Annotated in this window: 22 protein-coding genes; 16 read left to right on the top strand and 6 right to left on the bottom strand. The window is 37.0% G+C overall.

Going from position 1 to position 18,598, the window contains the following annotated elements; genetic code table 11:
* The first annotated feature begins 8 nt into the window (after positions 1-8).
* Positions 9-659, top strand: coding sequence for a hypothetical protein (locus tag Q0X77_RS10675; protein ID WP_297797109.1), 651 nt, complete (start codon positions 9-11; stop codon positions 657-659).
* On the opposite strand, the gene Q0X77_RS10670 is transcribed toward Q0X77_RS10675, so the two are convergent.
* A complete protein-coding gene (locus Q0X77_RS10670) occupies positions 656-1,804 on the bottom strand; it encodes a cysteine desulfurase family protein (RefSeq protein ID WP_297797106.1) in 1,149 nt (382 codons plus the stop codon). The genes Q0X77_RS10675 and Q0X77_RS10670 overlap by 4 nt on opposite strands.
* Positions 1,805-1,920: 116 nt before the next feature.
* On the opposite strand from Q0X77_RS10670, the gene Q0X77_RS10665 reads away from it, so the two are divergent.
* Entirely contained in the window at positions 1,921-2,427 is a 507-nt protein-coding gene (locus tag Q0X77_RS10665; protein ID WP_297797103.1) for a hypothetical protein, read from the top strand.
* A 9-nt stretch (positions 2,428-2,436) separates the two neighbouring features.
* Here the strand turns inward: Q0X77_RS10665 and Q0X77_RS10660 are convergent, their stop codons facing one another.
* A complete protein-coding gene (locus Q0X77_RS10660) occupies positions 2,437-2,985 on the bottom strand; it encodes a Smr/MutS family protein (protein ID WP_297797100.1) in 549 nt (182 codons plus the stop codon).
* Entirely contained in the window at positions 2,982-3,170 is a 189-nt protein-coding gene (locus tag Q0X77_RS10655; protein WP_297797097.1) for a hypothetical protein, read from the bottom strand. The genes Q0X77_RS10660 and Q0X77_RS10655 overlap by 4 nt, the downstream gene beginning before the upstream one ends.
* 43 nt (positions 3,171-3,213) lie before the next feature.
* On the opposite strand from Q0X77_RS10655, the gene Q0X77_RS10650 reads away from it, so the two are divergent.
* The 3 genes from Q0X77_RS10650 to Q0X77_RS10640 are packed head-to-tail and all read left to right on the top strand — an operon-like array spanning position 3,214 to position 4,182.
* Positions 3,214-3,519, top strand: a complete 306-nt coding sequence (locus tag Q0X77_RS10650) for a DUF2752 domain-containing protein (protein WP_297797094.1) — start codon at positions 3,214-3,216, stop codon at positions 3,517-3,519.
* A gap of 15 nt (positions 3,520-3,534) precedes the next feature.
* Entirely contained in the window at positions 3,535-3,861 is a 327-nt protein-coding gene (locus Q0X77_RS10645) for a CCC motif membrane protein (protein ID WP_297797091.1), read from the top strand.
* A 21-nt stretch (positions 3,862-3,882) separates the two neighbouring features.
* Positions 3,883-4,182, top strand: a complete 300-nt coding sequence (locus tag Q0X77_RS10640; protein WP_297797088.1) for a CCC motif membrane protein — start codon at positions 3,883-3,885, stop codon at positions 4,180-4,182.
* Between the two features lie 81 nt (positions 4,183-4,263).
* Here Q0X77_RS10640 and recQ read toward each other — a convergent pair whose 3' ends face one another.
* Positions 4,264-6,465 (bottom strand): DNA helicase RecQ, encoded by a 2,202-nt coding sequence (recQ, locus tag Q0X77_RS10635; protein ID WP_297797086.1) that lies wholly within the window; start codon positions 6,463-6,465, stop codon positions 4,264-4,266.
* 234 nt (positions 6,466-6,699) lie between these two features.
* Between recQ and Q0X77_RS10630 the strand changes: the two genes are divergently transcribed.
* From Q0X77_RS10630 to Q0X77_RS10610, 5 genes are all read left to right on the top strand, one after another.
* Complete coding sequence (locus tag Q0X77_RS10630) at positions 6,700-7,665, top strand: KpsF/GutQ family sugar-phosphate isomerase (RefSeq protein ID WP_297797083.1); 966 nt, start codon at positions 6,700-6,702, stop codon at positions 7,663-7,665.
* Complete coding sequence (tatC, locus tag Q0X77_RS10625) at positions 7,665-8,504, top strand: twin-arginine translocase subunit TatC (protein WP_297797080.1); 840 nt, start codon at positions 7,665-7,667, stop codon at positions 8,502-8,504. The genes Q0X77_RS10630 and tatC overlap by 1 nt, the downstream gene beginning before the upstream one ends.
* Positions 8,488-8,838 carry a carboxymuconolactone decarboxylase family protein gene (locus Q0X77_RS10620; RefSeq protein WP_297797078.1) on the top strand — a complete coding sequence of 117 codons (351 nt, stop codon included), beginning with the start codon at positions 8,488-8,490 and terminating at the stop codon, positions 8,836-8,838. Before tatC ends, Q0X77_RS10620 begins: the two co-directional genes overlap by 17 nt.
* A gap of 63 nt (positions 8,839-8,901) precedes the next feature.
* Complete coding sequence (gene lptB, locus Q0X77_RS10615) at positions 8,902-9,642, top strand: LPS export ABC transporter ATP-binding protein (RefSeq protein WP_297797074.1); 741 nt, start codon at positions 8,902-8,904, stop codon at positions 9,640-9,642.
* A 167-nt stretch (positions 9,643-9,809) separates the two neighbouring features.
* Positions 9,810-10,229, top strand: coding sequence for a hypothetical protein (locus Q0X77_RS10610; RefSeq protein WP_297797071.1), 420 nt, complete (start codon positions 9,810-9,812; stop codon positions 10,227-10,229).
* Between the two features lie 135 nt (positions 10,230-10,364).
* Here Q0X77_RS10610 and Q0X77_RS10605 read toward each other — a convergent pair whose 3' ends face one another.
* Positions 10,365-12,791, bottom strand: a complete 2,427-nt coding sequence (locus tag Q0X77_RS10605; protein ID WP_297797070.1) for a hypothetical protein — start codon at positions 12,789-12,791, stop codon at positions 10,365-10,367.
* Between the two features lie 25 nt (positions 12,792-12,816).
* On the bottom strand, positions 12,817-13,566 hold the full coding sequence (locus Q0X77_RS10600; protein WP_297797067.1) for a CDP-alcohol phosphatidyltransferase family protein: 750 nt from the start codon (positions 13,564-13,566) through the stop codon (positions 12,817-12,819).
* Between the two features lie 112 nt (positions 13,567-13,678).
* Between Q0X77_RS10600 and Q0X77_RS10595 the strand changes: the two genes are divergently transcribed.
* The 6 genes from Q0X77_RS10595 (at position 13,679) to Q0X77_RS10570 (ending at position 18,503) form a co-directional block, all read left to right on the top strand.
* Positions 13,679-14,857, top strand: coding sequence for a DUF4105 domain-containing protein (locus Q0X77_RS10595; protein WP_366939207.1), 1,179 nt, complete (start codon positions 13,679-13,681; stop codon positions 14,855-14,857).
* A complete protein-coding gene (locus Q0X77_RS10590) occupies positions 14,854-16,734 on the top strand; it encodes an ABC-F family ATP-binding cassette domain-containing protein (RefSeq protein ID WP_297797064.1) in 1,881 nt (626 codons plus the stop codon). Before Q0X77_RS10595 ends, Q0X77_RS10590 begins: the two co-directional genes overlap by 4 nt.
* Positions 16,735-16,809: 75 nt before the next feature.
* Positions 16,810-17,298 carry a hypothetical protein gene (locus tag Q0X77_RS10585; protein ID WP_297797060.1) on the top strand — a complete coding sequence of 163 codons (489 nt, stop codon included), beginning with the start codon at positions 16,810-16,812 and terminating at the stop codon, positions 17,296-17,298.
* A 33-nt stretch (positions 17,299-17,331) separates the two neighbouring features.
* Positions 17,332-17,472, top strand: a complete 141-nt coding sequence (locus tag Q0X77_RS10580; RefSeq protein ID WP_297797057.1) for a hypothetical protein — start codon at positions 17,332-17,334, stop codon at positions 17,470-17,472.
* A 93-nt stretch (positions 17,473-17,565) separates the two neighbouring features.
* Entirely contained in the window at positions 17,566-18,144 is a 579-nt protein-coding gene (locus Q0X77_RS10575) for a cob(I)yrinic acid a,c-diamide adenosyltransferase (RefSeq protein WP_297797054.1), read from the top strand.
* A 134-nt stretch (positions 18,145-18,278) separates the two neighbouring features.
* Entirely contained in the window at positions 18,279-18,503 is a 225-nt protein-coding gene (locus Q0X77_RS10570; RefSeq protein WP_013551418.1) for a DUF2795 domain-containing protein, read from the top strand.
* Positions 18,504-18,598: the final 95 nt, after the last annotated feature.

The following is an 18,598-nucleotide window of genomic DNA, read 5'->3' as shown; positions in this document are numbered from 1 at the left end:
AGTCTATAATGAAGAAATTTCTTATTATCTCCCTGCTTTTATTTGGTACGTGCCTTAACGCTCAAAAAAGTGTATATGAAAGTAACAAGTTTGATGTCTTAAGTAAAGATCACAAGATCGTAGCAATCATACCCTTTTTTACGCATCTTAAACTTGAGGAAAATACATCAAAGGAAGAATTAATTAAACTGGAAGAAAAAGAAGGTTATGCCGTGCAGGATGCACTGGAGACTTATTTTGGCCGGGGAAAGAAAAAAAAGAAATTCACCGTTGATTTTCAAAATGTCAGTAACACAAATGCCATTCTTGCCAAAAAAGATATTACCTACACTACTATAGACACCTATACTATAAAAGAACTATGTGAAATCCTGGAGGTGGATGCAATTGTTAGCGGTAATCTTGATATAAATATCCTGCTTTCTAAAGGAATTCCCACAGAATTTAGCTTTATGGATTATATCCTTGGGGTTGCAAACTACGGGAGAATTGGACTTAAAATAAGTGATGGAAAAACAGGGAAGCTGTTATGGAAATACGAGTACGGCATCAATAAAAAATCAGGTCGAAATACGTCTGATATGATTGATAAAATGATGAAAAAGTTAGTGCGCAAATTTCCCTATGATAAAGAGCGTCAAAAAATTAAAAAATCTTAGGACAAACTAAACTCCTTTAATGCCTCTATTACATAGTCTACTTCTTCCTGTGTATTGTATTTTGAAAATGAAAATCTGATTGAAGGCATTTTTAGTTCTTCATCAGACAAAATTTCGTTAAGGACATGCGAACCACCATTGGCCCCGGACTGACAGGCACTGCCCTCCGAACATGCAATTCCTTTTAGATCCATATGAAAAAGGATCATTTGTGATTTATCTTCACTAAAAGGCAGGCAGACATTTACCAAAGTATAGGTACTCCGTTCCATATCCCCGGAATACCCATTAAATTTTACCCCCGGGATAGCATCTTTAAGCTTTTCAATGAAGTACCGCTTCAGCCCTGAAATATATTCTTCTTCTTCATCCAGGTTATCATAGGCTGCTACAAATGCTTCTTTAAGGCCTACTATGTTATGAAATGGTTCTGTACCCGCCCGGTAGCCACGTTCCTGAGAACCTCCAACTATCAAAGGTTCTATCCCCGTATTTTTCCTTATAAAAGCAAACCCCACCCCCTTAGGACCGTGAAATTTATGCGCCGATGCCACTAAAAAATCAATAGGTGTGGATTGTAAATCCCAATTAAAATGCCCAATGGACTGTACCGTATCTGAATGGAGGTAAGCACCTTTAGCCTTGCATAGCAATGCGATCTTATGCATATCCAAAATATTCCCTATCTCATTGTTTACATGCATTAAACTAACAATCTTCTTTGAATCATCAGCATCCAGTAACTGTTCCAGGTGCTTTAGGTCTATATCCCCAAAACTGTCGGTATCGACAAATTCAACTCGAATACCAAACTCCTTTTGCAGTGCCTCCGAAGTATGTAAAACAGCATGATGCTCAATCTTCGAGGTTATAATGGTCTGCACTCCAAGGTCCCTTACAGCGCTCCTTAATATCATGTTATCAGCTTCAGTACCACCCGATGTGAATATAATTTCAGATGCTTCGGCGTTTAAATATTTAGCGATAGTTTTTCGAGCTTGCTCAATTTCGGTTTTGGCACTCCGTCCAAATCCATGGGTAGATGACGGATTGCCATAACAGTTGGTCAGGGCTTCCTTCATTTTTACAATTACCTCTTCTCTTACAGGGGTAGTAGCAGCATTATCAAAATAGATTTTATGCATGAACAAGCTTTTTAATTTAATGCAATGACCAAAAATAATTGAAATAAACTTAAACTCTTCATAAAATCAATGCAATGCACTAGGATAATCGTTTTAAATTCATTTAAATTTGAAGCATGAATAAAGCTTTGTTGTTATTTATTTTGTGCCTTATTTGCTCCTGCGACGATGGTGATTTGTTGATTGAAACGATAGATTTTAATGATACCAGCATCAACTTCTGTGAGTCCACAACAACAACGAGCAGCACATTATTCTTTAAACTGAATACCACCGATGCCCTTGTACTTCAATTGCAAAGCGGCCTTTTAGCCAATGAAGTCTCAACTGACACAATTAGAAGCGCAGTTCCGGGGCAATCTCAAGTAATTTACCGGACTTTTTCCGAAGATGTTGACAAGGATTATTTTTGTGATGTTGTTCCTCCGCTTACACCAATAGTTGTAGATGAGTACGAAGGGCAAGGAGGAGAAGTCTTTATTACTACTGTTCAAAGCGAGAGCGACACTACTGTTTTTGAGCACAAAATTGAACTAAGTGAAATTTCATTGGTAAATTCGGAAGGTTTGCGAATAACTGACCTTAGGATTAACGAATTTGGAACCATAACCACCAAAGAGTAATCTATTTATTCAGGGATTTTGATAGATATAAACTTCGGTAGCCCCTAAGCCATATTTTTGATAATCAGCATCGTAAAATTTTACATTTTCGTAGCGCTTAAACAGAAAGTTCAATTCTTCTTTCAGAACTCCTTCTCCTACGCCATGGATAAAAACCACTTTTTGTATTCTTTTTCGTATTGCAAATTCCAGTTGTCGTTTGGCCGTTTCCATCTGAATATTTAACATGTCGTAATTAGACATCCCTTTGGAAGAAGGAACGAGTTGATGAATATGAAGATCAACTTCCATTGTAGGCTTATTACGGTCTTTCGGACTAGTCTTTTTCGCTTTTGGCTTCACTACCTGCTCCTTGATGCCTTTCACCTGGGCAGCTTCAAAGTTGGTAACCTTTATAGCCTTCACATCTTCGGTGTGAATCAATTCTGAGGCACTAAAATCCATGTGGAACCCCTCATCGGTTCTAATAGTTATTAAATCATCTGAAATGGCTATTACAACTCCGGTGAGCTTATCATCTATGACCTCAACCTTTTCACCTACTTTAAAAATTCTCATTGTTCATCCTCCGTATTATGCTCTTCAGCATTAGACCATACTTTCGAAGATTTATAAATACCGAACATCAGTAAAACTATACCTATGCTCATGGAATACTCTTTCTGAATCCATTGATCACCGGTTGCCATGATAGTTGCCCCAATGATAATAAGCAAAAAATAAATGATTCGATTTGTTTTCATTCCTCAAAAATAATAGTAATTTTCAGTTGATTAAATAGTTAAAATGAATACAACTTCAGCAATAATTCTTTTTACCAATGAAGATTATATGCTTCCGTGTATGAATAAACAGTTATTAGGTTTAGAATGCACAGGTTGCGGTATTCAAAGGGCCGCTGTTTTACTACTACATGGAGAGTTTACTGAGGCATTTAAAATGTATCCTGCTATTTATCCTCTAATAGTTTTATTTGGGTTTTTAGTATTGAATAGTTTTATCACCATAAAACATGAAAATAAAATTAGCATATTTTTAATGATTACTACTGTATCGACTATTTTAATCAACTATATCCTAAAATTTATCTAATTAAACCTATACTAGATGGAACAACAAAAACTACCTAATGTTACCATAGCCATTGTACTTTCAATTCTTTCATACCTCTGCTGCTGTTTTGGAGGCCTTCCGGGGGCTGTTCTTGCCGGCATTGCCTATTTTCTCGTGTATAAGGACGAAAATAAGTACAAAGAAAATCCTGAATTATACTCAAATTACGATCAGCTTAAAACAGCCAAAATTATGGCCATAATTGGACTTGTATTAGGAATAGTTTATTTTGCCTATGCCATATATTCAATTTCTGAGATGGGAGGCTGGGAGGCTTATATGGAACAGGTGAATGAAATAAGAGAGCAGTGGGAGCAATAAACCTTATTAAATAAATAACAAATGAATTTACAACCCTTACCGGGGGCGAGCAACGCCCTGACCATGGGAATAATTTCCATTATAGGCGCCATAACGTGTTGCGGCCCCTTTGCTATTATTTTTAGTATAATTGGCTTAAATAGTGCCAAAAAAGCGGAGTTGCTTTACAAGGAACATCCCGAAAACTATTCAGGTTATGAAAGTGTCAGAACAGGAAGAATTTTGTCGTATGTTGGCATGGCCCTGGCTGTGATTTATCTGGTATTCGGGATTCTTTACTTTGGGGTAATAGCAGCCTTTATTACAAGTGGAAACTTTTAATTAAAGTAAGATTGTATGGTTTTAAAAACCCTCTTCGTGAGGGTTTTTTTCATTTGTAAAAAGTGAGTATGCACGCTAAGCCTAATTTGCCACCTCACTCATGAATTTTAGTCTGTATAGCCTTAATTCTTCATCTTCATAATCGCCATCAAACTCTTTTTGTGCCTCGTCAATATTATCCGTTTCCGCATCCAGAAAATAGTCATGAATTTCATCTTGCTGATCCTCATCAAGTATTTCATCAATCCAGTAACCAATATTTAATCTGGTACCACTAAAAACTATTTGTTCCATTTCTTTTACCAATTCGGGCAATTCGAGTCCCTTGGCAGAAGCGATATCATCCAGGGGTAACTTTCTATCCACATTCTGAATAATATATAACTTCAGCGCAGAATTAGATCCGGTACTCTTTACAACAAGGTCATCCGGACGAATTATCTCATTATCCTCAACGTACCGGGTAATTAGTGATATAAATGGTTTTCCATATTTCTTAGCCTTTCCTTCGCCCACGCCATGAATATTTACCAACTCCTCCAGAGAAATGGGATATTTTAGTGCCATATCGTTTAGTGAAGGATCCTGGAAGATAACAAAAGGCGGAACATCCAATTTCTTAGCTTCACTTTTCCTGAGATCTTTTAGTAAGCGTAATAATTTTTCATCAGCAACCCCACCGGCACTTTTAGACGCAGTTATAATGGCCTGATCGTTTTCCTCATTATATACATGGTCTTTGGTCATCATAAATGAAGTTGGATTCTGAACAAATGAAGATCCGGCTTCAGTTACATGTAAAATGCCATATTGTTCAATTTCCTTTCTTATTAAACCTGCTACCAGTACTTGTCTGATTAAAGCCATCCAATAGCCTTTATCCCTATCAGACCCAATACCAAAAAAAGACTTCCCTTCCGTTTTGTGCGAAGCAATAAGCGCATTGGTAGAACCTATCAGGGCCAGGACAATTTCTTTGGACTTAAATTTTTCTTTGGTCCCCTGGATCACCTGAATTAACTTGACTACATTATCTGTGGCTTCTTCCTTTTCTTTTGGATTTCTTGAATTATCATCCATATCCGCTCCTTCGCCATTCTCTTCGTCAAATTCCTCGCCAAAATAATGAAGAATAAATTTCCTCCTGGACATAGAAGTTTCTGCATAAGCTACAATTTCCTGAAGCAGGGCATTACCAATTTCCTGCTCCGCTACCGGTTTACCAGACATGAATTTTTCTAACTTTTCAACATCTTTGTAGGAATAAAATGCGAGGCAATGTCCCTCACCTCCATCCCGGCCGGCACGACCCGTTTCCTGGTAGTAACTTTCTATGCTTTTAGGTATGTCATGATGAATTACAAAACGCACATCAGGCTTGTCTATACCCATTCCAAATGCAATGGTTGCTATTACCACATCCACATCTTCCATTAGGAACATATCCTGGTACTTAGTTCGGGTTTTTGCATCAAATCCGGCATGATAGGGCACTGCACTTACTCCATTGACCTGTAAAACCTGTGCAAGTTCTTCAACCCTTTTTCTGCTCAAACAATAAATTATTCCTGATTTGCCAGTATTTTTCTTGACAAAACGAATAATATCGGCATCCACATTTTTGGTCTTTGGCCTTACCTCATAAAATAAATTAGGCCTGTTAAAAGAAGCTTTAAAAACCCGTGCATCTGTAATGACAAGGTTCTTTATTATATCCTCCTGTACTTTTGGAGTGGCTGTGGCCGTTAAACCTATTATAGGGATATTATCCCCCAATCTATTAATAATAGCCCTTAAATTTCTGTATTCCGGTCTGAAATCATGACCCCACTCTGAAATACAGTGAGCCTCATCAATGGCAACAAATGAAAGGGGAACAGATTGTAAAAAGTCAACATACTCTTCCTTCGTAAGGGATTCAGGTGCTACATAGAGCAATTTTGTTATCCCATCCAAAATATCCTGTTTTACTTCTTTAACCTGAGTTTTAGTCAATGAAGAGTTAAGAACGTGGGCAATCCCCGGATGTGATGAAACCCCGCGAATGGCATCTACCTGATTTTTCATCAGGGCAATTAATGGAGATACTACGATAGCGGTGCCTTCTTTTATAAGTGCAGGGAGTTGATAACAAAGTGATTTACCACCTCCCGTAGGCATAATAACGAAGGTGTTTTTATTTTGAACTACGTTCTTTATGACTTCTTCCTGTAGCCCTTTAAAATTGGAAAAACCAAAATATTTTTTAAGTGCTGCATGTAGATCAATTTCATTCAAAATCATTGCATTTTTAATAAGTCGAGTTTGCCATTATGATATCTTTTCAAAAATTAATTAAGATATAAACTTCCAATTAGTAGGCAGGTAAAATTGATAAATTATATTGTTTGTAGTTTAGAATCTTCTATAAAATAAGATTATGTAATTTTGTTTTCTTAAATATAATACATTCTTTTAAAATCTGTTTACATATTAAGTTAATTTCTAAGAATGTAAACATATAATTTCAGGACCATCTTGAGCAATAATAAAGCCATCTTGGCAGCCGCCAAAAAAACCATCGAAACAGAAAGCAATGCCATTGCACACTTATCATCACTTTTGGATGACCAATTTGCCAATGCCGTAAATTGCATCTATGAATCTGAGGGGCGGGTAGTAATTACCGGAATAGGTAAAAGCGCTATCATTGCCTCAAAAATTGTAGCTACCTTAAACTCTACAGGAACTCCTGCTATTTTTATGCATGCTGCGGATGCAATACATGGTGATCTCGGTACAATACAGGAAAATGATGTGGTGATTTGTATCTCCAAAAGTGGAAATACTCCGGAGATTAAAATGTTGGTGCCCTTAATCAAACAGGGCAATAACAAGTTAATAGGAATGTGCGGAAATTTAGAGTCATTCCTGGTTCAAAAAGCAGATTTTATTTTGAATACATATGTCGAAAAGGAAGCTTGTCCAAATAATCTGGCACCGACTACCAGCACCACTGCACAACTTGTAATAGGTGACGCTTTGGCAATATGCCTTCTGGAATTGAGGGGATTTAGCAGTCAGGATTTTGCCAAATACCATCCCGGTGGAACATTGGGTAAAAAATTGTATCTGAGAGTTTCCGACATTTCAGGAAACAATTTCAAACCCCAGGTTGATGCTGATACGGATGTAAAGCAAGTCATTATTGAAATTTCTAAAAGCATGTTGGGTGTAACGGCTGTAATGAAAAACTCTAAGGTTATTGGAATCGTCACAGATGGCGATATCAGGCGCATGCTTAACAAATACGACAATATTAATGGTTTAAAAGCCAAGGATATAATGACACTAAACCCTAAAACAATTAGTCCGGATGTGCTAGCAGTAAAGGCATTAAAGATGATGCAATCTAATGGCATCTCCCAGTTACTGGTTATAGATGGAGAAAAATATTCGGGTGTTGTTCATTTACATAATTTAATTAACGAAGGAATACTTTAATGGCAAAGGTAACTAGCGATCCTAACGAAATGTCTTTCCTCGACCACCTCGAAGAACTGCGTTGGCACCTTATTAGATCCACCCTTGTCGTGGTTTTGATAGGATTAGTGGCCTTTGTAATGAAAGACTTTATATTCGACACTGTAATTTTTGGACCAAAAAAACCGGATTTTCCTACCTATGGTGTCTTCTGCAAACTATCGAGATACCTGGGTTTTAGTGAGGCCTTTTGTGTAACTGAACCAATTTTTACCGTTCAGAGCCGTCAAATGGCAGAACAGTTTTCAGCCCACATCTGGACATCTATCTGGGCAGGATTTATTCTTGGATTTCCATATATTCTGTACGAAATGTGGAAATTCATAAGCCCCGGTCTTTATGATAAAGAACGCAGCAATTCCCGAGGGTTTATATTGATTGCTTCTTCGCTCTTTTTTCTGGGTGTCCTTTTCGGTTATTATGTTGTAGCCCCGCTTTCAATAAATTTTTTAGGTGGATATTCCGTTAGTGATGAGATTGTTCGTGAGATAGATTTAAGCTCATATATAGCAACCGTAAGGGCTGCAGTTATTGCCTGTGGCCTCATCTTTGAACTGCCAATTATTATTTTCTTTCTGACCAAAATAGGCCTGGTAACCCCTGAAATACTTAAAAAGTATCGAAAAATTGCTCTGGTTATTGTACTTATAATATCAGCAGTAATTACCCCTCCGGATGTGGCAAGTCAAATAATAGTGGCCGTGCCTGTACTTATTCTTTACCAGATAAGCATTTACATTTCAAAAACCGTTTTGAAAAGAGAAGAAAAAAAAGCAACTAAAAATGTCAAATCCAGTTGAGGAGTTTAACTCCTACCGTTCTAAAATGAACGAAAAATTGTTAGCTGATAATAACAAAATAATTAAAAGAATCTTTAATTTGGATTCAAACGCCTTTGCGAAAGGTGCTTTAGATGTAAAAACCAAGGAATTATTGGGCCTTGTCTCCTCTGCGGTATTAAGGTGTGACGATTGCGTGAAATATCATTTGCAAAGCTGTCATGAACATGGCGCTAGCAAAGAAGAAATTATGGAAACCCTGAGTATTGCAACTTTGGTAGGCGGCACCATTGTAATTCCTCATCTCAGGAAAGCTTATGAGTATTGGGAACAACTTGAACATGGGGAAGGTTAAAAAAACTATAATTCCGGAAGATAGCGAATAGAATAACTTAGCTTTGAATGTTAATACTTCTAAATGAAACTTAGAGCAGACGGCATAATGAAGGCCTACAGAGGCCGGAAAGTGGTTAAGGGTATTTCCCTTGAGGTCAACCAGGGGGAGATAGTTGGGTTATTGGGTCCGAACGGGGCCGGAAAAACGACCTGTTTTTATATGATTGTCGGTCTGATTAAACCCAATGGCGGAAAGATCTATTTAGACGAGACAGAGATTACCAAGTTTCCTATGTATAAAAGGGCTCAAAATGGTATTGGTTACCTGGCCCAGGAGGCTTCTGTTTTTAGGAAATTAAGTATTGAAGACAATATTCTAAGTGTTCTTCAACTTACCCAACTAAGTAAAAAAGAGCAACACCAGAAAATGGAGTCGCTCATAGAAGAATTTGGACTGGGGCATATTCGTAAAAACAGGGGAGATTTACTATCAGGCGGGGAACGAAGGCGTACAGAAATTGCCAGAGCCCTGGCTACTGACCCAAAATTTATCCTTCTCGATGAACCATTTGCAGGGGTTGACCCGGTCGCGGTTGAAGATATTCAGCGCATTGTTGCCCAGTTAAAAAATAAGAATATCGGTATCTTGATTACAGATCATAACGTGCAGGAAACACTGGCCATTACAGAGCGATCCTACCTTATGTTCGAGGGAGGTATCTTAAAATCCGGAATTCCGGAGGATCTCGCCGAAGATGAAATGGTAAGAAAAGTCTACCTGGGGCAGAATTTTGAATTACGAAAGAAAAAATTGGATTTTTAGGTTTTCTATTCGTAAGCAAATTCCATATAATTCCATTTATACGCATTTTGATTCAACAAGCACTAAACCAAATGATTATCGGTATTTTTTATTTATATTGATATTCGTTCATGTGATCTCCGGACTAACTAATTATAATAAAATTTACTTGAATTAAATTTGTGATCATGAAAAAGCTATCTTCTTATTTTCTTTTTATCCTTCTTTTTTTGACTTTGGTACTTTCGGTAAGTTGTTCATCAGATGACAATGGTCCGGAGTTGCAACAGGTAGAATCTGACAAAACCATAGACCCTGAACTTGTCGGAACATGGAATGGGACGGTTAGTGGAACGCCAGGAACTGCAAATGCGGTCTTCACTCTTCAAAATGATGGTGCAATTTCAGCTGAGACGGATTCCCAGGTCCTCTGTCCATTTAATGGCAGCTGGTGGGTTACCAATGGTAGTTTTCAAGCAGGTGGTGAAGATGAATGTGATGGTACAGGTATTAGTTTGCTTGCCACCGGTACTTCCCCAATTAAAATATCAGGAAACTGGACTGCAAGCAGTGGAAACAGCGGTACCTTCTCTATGACGAAAAATTAATAATCTATCTTTAAAAAGTCGAAAACAGAACGCCAAATAAAAGCACTTTTTCTGAGCATGAAGTATGACCTTATATGAAAACAGCTGATGCACATTACCAAAATAAAACAGCTAATAGCCGGAAGCTGTACTTTCTTATTGTGCATCTTTTAGGTCCAGGACTTCTGCGGCAGAAAAGAGATGACCATCATTTGTCATTCCTTCAATGAATAAGTAGATTCCGTCTTGTCCCGTATTTGGAATTCTAAATGAACTTTCTCCCCGATTGTCCATTAGTAACTCTGGTTGCCAATGGATAACCCCATAATTCTCAAAAGATCTACTGGAATACGTTTGGTATTTAGGGCTATAGAATTCTTTTACGGGTTCAAACCCTTTGTTTGCTTTAAATTCAACACTATTCCCTATGGAAGATCTGCCATTCCCCAAGGTAAGTTCTTTCCCTCTGCGTGTGTACAAATAAAGAACTTCGCTGTTTGATGCCATAACCCCTTCATATCTTGCTAATTTGTCAAAATAATAACTTTCAATTTGACCAATTGGCAGGTCATATAACACATCGAGGTTTGGTTGCCGTACATCATTAATTACCACCAATAAGGGTCCGCCTCTCAAGGACCGGATGCTCACCCTGGAAATAGGAGCGGAAAAAGATCCGCCATCAAAGCCTTGTAATTCTTCTCGGACAAAATAGCCATTGCTGCTAATCAAGTCTAATATATTGGGATAATCGATCAATGTCTTTTCAGTAACAGGAGTAACTTTATTTCTTAAATAATTGGCGATATTAGGATTTGTTTGAGGGTCGTTTTGTATTTTCTTCTCGGATACCGTTACCTCCTTTAATTCAATGGTGTTTCCTGGCAATATGAAGTTCTCCTCAAAGATTCCACTTTCAGATGACTCGTTTAAATTACCCCTTTTCAAATCTTTCGGAAGCATTTTTATCCGGTCCACTATATTTTTGTCGCTAATTGAAGAAAAAAGCCTTGGTTCCACTAATTTTCCATCTTTGCGAAGCTTAGATAAGTAAATGGATTCATCCCGTTCTAAAAAATAGTTAGATATAACTATTTCGTTGCTTCCAGCAGTTAAACTAGCAGTTGTGGTTTGATGATTCTTGCTAGGATGAATCAGAAGTTGATCATTAGGTGTCCATTTAGAATCATTTATTCTGGATTTCAAGGTAAGGCCCCTTTCAAATTCATGCTGCTGTTGTGGTTGCGTATTTAGCAGAATATCCCAATCGTACCTGCTCCATCCTTGTGTTAGTAATAAAAGGTCTAATTCATATGCTTTTTTTGCCGTTATATTCTGAAAATAATAAGAGGGATTTTCAATATACCCCTTTAGGTAAGGTTTAAGATAAAACGTGCTGAGAATATTTTCTTGATGCCCGTAGGCCAAAGTGCTTTCTGGTAATACGGAGACACTAAAATTAAGGGGGGATTCAAAACGTTTAGTCTCTTTTAATTTAACTTCTATAGAATCATTATCCGTTTTTGATGCGGAAAGTGTCAGCTGATTTACACCTACTTCCGGGCCATTAAAAAAAAGCCGTTCCAATACTGGTTTAAAATTTTCATCGAATAGGGTAATTATATTCAATCCTTTGGAAAGCGCTGTTCGCTCCAATGCCACGAGGACAGATTTTTTCTCAGCAAAGTCTATTTTAAGTTTTGTGGTTTTCCCTGATTGATGTGTTATAAGATAAAAAGTTCTGTCTTTTAGTTTGGCCTGAGTTGCCTCATTTACATTAACGGAAAGCAAAACTTTATCCTGCCTGTAATTATTTGTAACCATTATATTAATGCCCTCTTTTTTCGCAGGTGGTAATGTAAAGCTTACCTGACTGTCATTTGCAAATGTCAGTTTTAACTTATAATTATTTTGCAAATCGGGGACCATGATAAATTTACCAAATCCGTATATAGAAGTTTTAAATTCTGAGACCTGATTGTTATTCTTATCATATACAACCGCTTTTTTAACCGGAACCCCATAACCATCCTGGTCAATAATTTTTACTCCAACCGTATTCCTTATACCTTCAATAAGATTTCCACCTTCCGGAAGAAATTGTACATCATAGGAAACGGCTACGTTTACTGCTTTTTTCGGAGCAACCTTATTAAATACCTGAATTTTCTCAATATAGGAATTGTCGTAGGCAAAATTTTTCATCCAATTCGTAGAAGCCTTTAAATAATATGAGCCTGTTTGATAGGTGGAATCAAGATCTATACTACCTTTTAGGTATCCTGCTTTGGCGAGATAAAGGCTTTTTTGAATTTGCCTTCCCAAACTATCATATATTCCAACATATACGTTTGAGGTTTCTTCAAAAGGCAATTCTTGCGCACGATCGTAAACATATCCCTTAAACCATATCGTCTCAAGATTCGAATAAACACTTTTGTTCAAATGTAAATAGATAGTTTCTCTTGGTAATTCAAAGAACTCTTTGATCTTATTTTCCAAAAGTCCTCCTTTATCATTTTTCTGAGCGGTTAGCCCAATAGCAATAAAGAAAAATAGCAAGTAGGTGATAGATTTCGACATTATAAAAGTGTTTTTTCCAAATGTATTATTTTGCTCCAAACTTATAAACGATGGAGCTTACAATATAAAACACCACGATGGCAGGGACAGCTAAAAACTTCATAGTTAAAAGTAAGACTAAACTTACAATTATGAAAATGTAACGCAGGGCGTTATCCTTAAAGCTCCAATTATCAAATTTTAAGGTAAATAATTCAATCTTAGAATTTAGCAGGTAGGAAGAGAGAAGGGTGAGTATGATAAGAAACCACGGATTTAAGATTATCGAATTTAAGTAGTCATTTCCCTGGTATAACAAAATTAAGGGAAGTGAGAGTATAACCAAAGCATTCGCCGGGGTCGGCAGACCTATAAATGACGAGACTTGATTTTCGTCAATATTAAATTTGGCCAATCGATAGGCAGAAGCCAGGGTTATTAAAAAGCCAAAAAAAGGAAGAAATGAAGTCTTTAACACCCCCCATGTAAGCGCCTCTCCAGATCCCGAAAAATCTAGATTCCACCCCCCGGTTTGAGACATGGCCAAAAGTTGGAACATGACTATGCCCGGGACCAGGCCACTGGTTATCATATCAGCCAATGAATCGAGCTGGATTCCTAATTCACTTTGTGAATTCAGTAACCTTGCTGCAAGTCCATCAAAGAAATCAAAGATAATACCGAGAAAAACGAATAAAGCGGTAAGTTCCAACATATTCATAACCGCAAATACAGTAGCAATACAGCCACATAAAATATTGAGCATAGTGATAAATTGCGGAATATGTCTCTTCATGATTGGTGGTTTTCGTAAAAATAAGATAATTTTTATTCTAACTCTTTCTTAACATATTTTATTCGGATATTTGCTGTTCATTGTTATCCTTCAAGTGATCAGAGCATTAAGAATTCGGTTAAAACATCTTTTCGTCCTTTGGATTGCCTTCACCAGTTTTTATGGTCAGTCGCAATTATCAGATGGGGCAATGATTAGCATTATTACCTGTGACTCAGGTCAGGAATTGTATTCGAGTTTTGGACATAGCGCCTTTAGAGTTCAGGACCCTGCAAGAGGGATAGATTGGGCATATAATTACGGTACTTTTAATTTTAATACCCCTAATTTCTACGGAAAATTTGCCAGAGGAAAATTGCTTTATTCCCTAAGTGTATCCAAATTTTCCGACTTCCTGTTTACCTACGAACTGGAAAACAGATGGGTAAAAGAACAAATCTTAGCATTAAATCGGGAAGAGAAAGATGCCTTATTCCGGTTTTTGGAAAACAACAGACTTCCGGAAAATAAAGATTACAAATACGATTTCTTATTTGATAATTGTGCGACCAAATTACCCGAAATATTAAAAAAAGTTTTAGGCAATAAGCTGAAATTTGATGATCAGCACATTAAAGCCCAAACTACTTTCAGGGATCTGATACACCAAAACCTGTTTTACAATTCATGGTCCAGTTTTGGTATAGACCTGGCCCTTGGTTCAGTAATAGACGTGGAGGCTAAACCTGAAGAATATATGTTTCTTCCCTATTATGTAATGCAGCAAATGAGCCATACTAATTTAGCCAATAGTCCATTGGTGATTAGAGAACGTACGGTCCTGGATTATCCAAACAGGAACTTTAATTCTACCTTTGGGACCTCCCCTCTTTTTTGGTTACTCTTTTTATTATTTTTTACCCTTGCCATATCCTATATAGATCTTAGAAATGGCACCCGTAGCAGATGGCTTGACTTTTTTTTATTTTTGGTTACGGGGCTTGCAGGCGTGCTCATTTTTTTCCTGTGGTTTATGACAGACCATTCTTCAACGGCCAATAATTTCAACATTCTTTGGGCATTCCCACTAAATTTTATTGCCTGTTATTTCCTAATCAGAAAAGATCGTATTCCGACATGGATGGGCAAATACATTTTGATTCTCCTGGTCTTGCTGGGGCTAACATTAATCCTCTGGATTTTTCAGGTTCAACAGTTTTCACCTTTGATTTCAATAGTCTTTGCCACACTTGGATTCCGATACGCCCTACTTTATAAGTACTTTACAAATTCCAATCCCGGCCTGAAATGAATTTGGTTTCCGTAGAAAACATAGCCAAATCTTATGGCGAATTAGTTTTGTTTGAAGACCTCTCATTTGGCATAAACAAAGACCAAAAGATTGCCTTGATAGCCAGGAATGGAGAAGGAAAAACTACAATTTTAAATATGCTTTCCGGGAAAGATGTTCCCGATAGCGGTGCTGTAAACTACCGAAAAGGAATTAGGATATCTTATTTGGAACAAGAACCAGATCTAAATCAAGAACTTACTGTTGAGCAAACCATTTTGGAATCTGATAATGAGATTCTGAAGGTTATCGCCACTTATGAAGAGGCACTTGCTAATACAGAAAACGAAGAAGCCTACCAAAAAGCGTTTGAGGCCATGGAAAGGAATAATGCGTGGGATTTTGAAACACAATACCGGCAGATACTTTCTAAGTTAAACCTGGAGAACATCAAAGCAAAGGTAGGAAGTTTGTCAGGTGGACAGAAAAAAAGGCTGGCCATGGCAAACGCCTTATTAAATGAACCAGATCTGTTAATTCTGGATGAGCCTACAAACCATTTGGATCTGGAGATGATAGAATGGCTCGAAGATTATTTTAGCCGTAAAAAAATTACCCTTTTTATGGTAACTCATGACAGGTATTTTCTGGAAAGGGTCTGTAATGAGATTCTGGAATTGGATGATGGGGAGCTTTATTCTTACAAAGGAAATTACGCATATTATCTCGAGAAAAAAGAAGCCAGGGAAGAACGTGAAGCTGTGGAAAAGCATAAATCCAAATTGCTTTATAAAAAAGAACTGGATTGGATGCGAAGGCAACCTAAAGCAAGAACCACAAAATCTAAATCGCGTATTGATGATTTCCATACCATCAAGGAAAAAGCTCACCAGAGGAGGATGAGCCACAAAATTCAATTGGAAATCAATATGGAGAGGATGGGTAGTAAAATTTTGGAACTTCACAAAGTTTGTAAAGCTTATCCCGATCTCACGCTCTTAGATAAATTTGATTATACCTTTTTAAGGGGTGAGCGAATTGGAATAATTGGTAGAAATGGCACTGGGAAATCTACATTCCTGAATATAGTAACCGGACTTGAACAACCTGATAGCGGCAAAATCGTTATAGGGGAAACCATTAAATTTGGGTATTATACCCAAAAAGGTATCGTTATCAAAGAAGGACAAAAAGTTATTGATGTCATTCGCGAGTTTGGGGATTATATACCATTAAAAAAAGGAAGACAACTCTCCGCTCAGCAGCTATTGGAACGATTTTTATTCGACAGGAAAAAACAGTACGATTTTGTAGAAAAACTAAGTGGTGGTGAGCGAAAGAGATTGTATTTATGTACGATCCTTATCCAAAATCCAAATTTCCTTATCCTCGATGAACCAACCAATGATTTGGATATTATTACCCTAAATATTCTGGAGAACTTTTTACTCGATTTTCCCGGATGTCTGCTGGTAGTATCACACGATCGCTATTTCATGGATAAAATTGTCGACCATTTATTTGTTTTTAAAGGGAATGGAATTATAGAAGATTTTCCCGGGAATTATTCGGATCACAGGGCCTATGAAGATAGTGTTGTTCTTGATAAAAGGGCCGAAAAGAGTGGCAAAACACAAAATAAAACCAACAAAAATTCATGGCGATCGGATAGTACTAACAAAAAACTGTCTTATGCAGAACAAAAGGAATTTAGCCGGTTGGAAAAATCTATTCAGGATCTGGAAAAACAAAAGAACGACATAGAAAATCAATTCTCTGATCCAGAACTATCAGGGGAAGAAATAGATCTTTTAGCAATTAAATTAAAAAATATTCAGTCCGATCTTGAGACGAAAACAGAACGGTGGTTTGAACTTTCTGTCCTCCTGGAAGATTGATTTACCAATTGTTCAAACAATAATTATTCTATTCATGTTTACCTATTTTTAGCCCCTTTAGTTGTGTATAAGCTTTTGAATTATTTAAAATTTTGGTTTACAGCAAAGAATCAGCATGGAATTCATTCTCCATTTATGTATGACTTTGTAACCAAAGGGCTTTATACTAAGAAGAAATTCTCGCAGTCAACCTCGCTCGATGTTTTCCTGAAATGTATTCACTACTTCCAACCAAAAAATATTGAACTAAAAAACGGGCATAAACTGATCAAAAAGAAAGTGATAACAGAATTCCCAACGGTTGGGTTCAATGAGCCCTTTGATATGATCTATTATGGGGAACTCCTATCCGAAACGGAAATTTCTTCCATGGCCGAATACGCAAAAAAACAACCTGGTGGAATACTATTTATTGATGAAATCAGGAAAAACAAAAATTCAAAAGAATTGTGGCAAAAACTACTTCAAACCAGTTTTCATGTTGTTACGGTAGATATGTATTATTGCGGCCTTCTTTTTTTTCATACCACCCAGGCTAAAGAACATTTTAAGATACGGGTTTAATCTATTAATTTTAAGGTAGTTTATTTACAAAACATGAATAATTACATTTTTTACATATTAGCCGGAGTTGCATTGGTTTATATAATCTTATCAATTTTTAGTAAAAAGGTTTCAAAAAGACGAAAGTCGAGGAAATTTATGGATGGATATGAGCGAAAGGATGAAAAGGAGTGACAAGGAATCCTTATTGTATTCCTTTGTATGCTTTAAGCAATTCTATATACGACCAATTTCCTAACTTGCACCTTAAAAGTTATAGCATTGCATATGAAAATATATACCAAAACCGGGGATAAAGGAAAAACTTCACTTTTTGGGGGTACCAGGGTTGATAAACATCACATCCGTATTAATGCTTATGGTACAGTAGATGAACTGAATTCATGGCTGGGACTCCTTAGGGATCAGAAAATGGACGCTCATTCGCAGGAAATCCTTGTAGCTACACAAGATAAATTATTCACGGTAGGGGCAATTTTGGCCACAGATCCGGATAAGGCACAATTAAAAAGCGGAAAAGAACGGTTGAATATTCCAAAGATACTACTATCGGATGCAGAGCTATTAGAAAAAGAAATCGATACAATGAATGAATCCTTACCCCCAATGACCCACTTTATCCTACCAGGAGGGCACACCACCGTGTCATACTGTCATATTGCACGTACAGTTTGCCGAAGAGCCGAGCGAATGGTGTCCTTCCTCCATGAAAATCAGCCTGTGGATGAATTAGTTCTGATCTATCTTAATCGACTATCTGATTATTTATTTGTCTTGGCACGCAAGTTGTCATTAGATCTTAAAGCAAATGAAATAAAGTGGATTCCTGAGAAAAAGGACAAATAAATACACAATTTCACCGTTATCAAATTACCTAAAACCATAATTTGTTAAAAAAATACGTGAAATTTATTGGATTTTTCTTGGCAATTTGGGTTTTAAAATTATTTTTGCAAAAATTTTAAAATTAGAATAAAGCCATGTATTGGACATTAGAACTAGCATCTTATTTAAGTGATGCGCCCTGGCCTGCTACCAAAGACGAGTTAATAGATTACGCCATTAGAACAGGTGCCCCTCTGGAAGTAGTGGAGAATTTACAATCTATGGAGGAAGAAGGCGGTGAAATTTATGAATCAATAGAAGAAATATGGCCGGATTACCCCACTGAAGAAGATTACCTCTGGAATGAGGATGAATATTAAAGAAGTTTCTTAAATACTATTAAAAGTCTCATTTGAGGCTTTTTTTTTATGTAATTTTGACAGGCTTAAAAATATTTAAGCACAAATTTATAATC

Origin of the sequence: uncultured Eudoraea sp. (genome assembly GCF_947258925.1) — a bacterium.
Taxonomy (GTDB): domain Bacteria; phylum Bacteroidota; class Bacteroidia; order Flavobacteriales; family Flavobacteriaceae; genus Eudoraea.
The sequence above is the reverse complement of the archived record's forward strand: the minus strand, read 5'-3'. Positions and strand labels throughout refer to the sequence as shown.

Coding starts and splice junctions, on each gene's coding strand:
- lptB (WP_297797074.1), top strand. CDS start 8,902: ATGAAACTTAGAGCAGACGGCATAATGAAGGCCTACAGAGGCCGGAAA.
- Q0X77_RS10620 (WP_297797078.1), top strand. CDS start 8,488: ATGTCAAATCCAGTTGAGGAGTTTAACTCCTACCGTTCTAAAATGAAC.
- Q0X77_RS10665 (WP_297797103.1), top strand. CDS start 1,921: ATGAATAAAGCTTTGTTGTTATTTATTTTGTGCCTTATTTGCTCCTGC.
- Q0X77_RS10640 (WP_297797088.1), top strand. CDS start 3,883: ATGAATTTACAACCCTTACCGGGGGCGAGCAACGCCCTGACCATGGGA.
- Q0X77_RS10580 (WP_297797057.1), top strand. CDS start 17,332: ATGAATAATTACATTTTTTACATATTAGCCGGAGTTGCATTGGTTTAT.
- Q0X77_RS10610 (WP_297797071.1), top strand. CDS start 9,810: ATGAAAAAGCTATCTTCTTATTTTCTTTTTATCCTTCTTTTTTTGACT.
- Q0X77_RS10590 (WP_297797064.1), top strand. CDS start 14,854: ATGAATTTGGTTTCCGTAGAAAACATAGCCAAATCTTATGGCGAATTA.
- Q0X77_RS10575 (WP_297797054.1), top strand. CDS start 17,566: ATGAAAATATATACCAAAACCGGGGATAAAGGAAAAACTTCACTTTTT.
- Q0X77_RS10605 (WP_297797070.1), bottom strand. CDS start 12,791: ATGTCGAAATCTATCACCTACTTGCTATTTTTCTTTATTGCTATTGGG.
- Q0X77_RS10660 (WP_297797100.1), bottom strand. CDS start 2,985: ATGAGAATTTTTAAAGTAGGTGAAAAGGTTGAGGTCATAGATGATAAG.
- Q0X77_RS10655 (WP_297797097.1), bottom strand. CDS start 3,170: ATGAAAACAAATCGAATCATTTATTTTTTGCTTATTATCATTGGGGCA.
- Q0X77_RS10650 (WP_297797094.1), top strand. CDS start 3,214: ATGAATACAACTTCAGCAATAATTCTTTTTACCAATGAAGATTATATG.
- recQ (WP_297797086.1), bottom strand. CDS start 6,465: ATGATTTTGAATGAAATTGATCTACATGCAGCACTTAAAAAATATTTT.
- Q0X77_RS10600 (WP_297797067.1), bottom strand. CDS start 13,566: ATGAAGAGACATATTCCGCAATTTATCACTATGCTCAATATTTTATGT.
- Q0X77_RS10645 (WP_297797091.1), top strand. CDS start 3,535: ATGGAACAACAAAAACTACCTAATGTTACCATAGCCATTGTACTTTCA.
- Q0X77_RS10570 (WP_013551418.1), top strand. CDS start 18,279: ATGTATTGGACATTAGAACTAGCATCTTATTTAAGTGATGCGCCCTGG.
- Q0X77_RS10670 (WP_297797106.1), bottom strand. CDS start 1,804: ATGCATAAAATCTATTTTGATAATGCTGCTACTACCCCTGTAAGAGAA.
- Q0X77_RS10675 (WP_297797109.1), top strand. CDS start 9: ATGAAGAAATTTCTTATTATCTCCCTGCTTTTATTTGGTACGTGCCTT.
- tatC (WP_297797080.1), top strand. CDS start 7,665: ATGGCAAAGGTAACTAGCGATCCTAACGAAATGTCTTTCCTCGACCAC.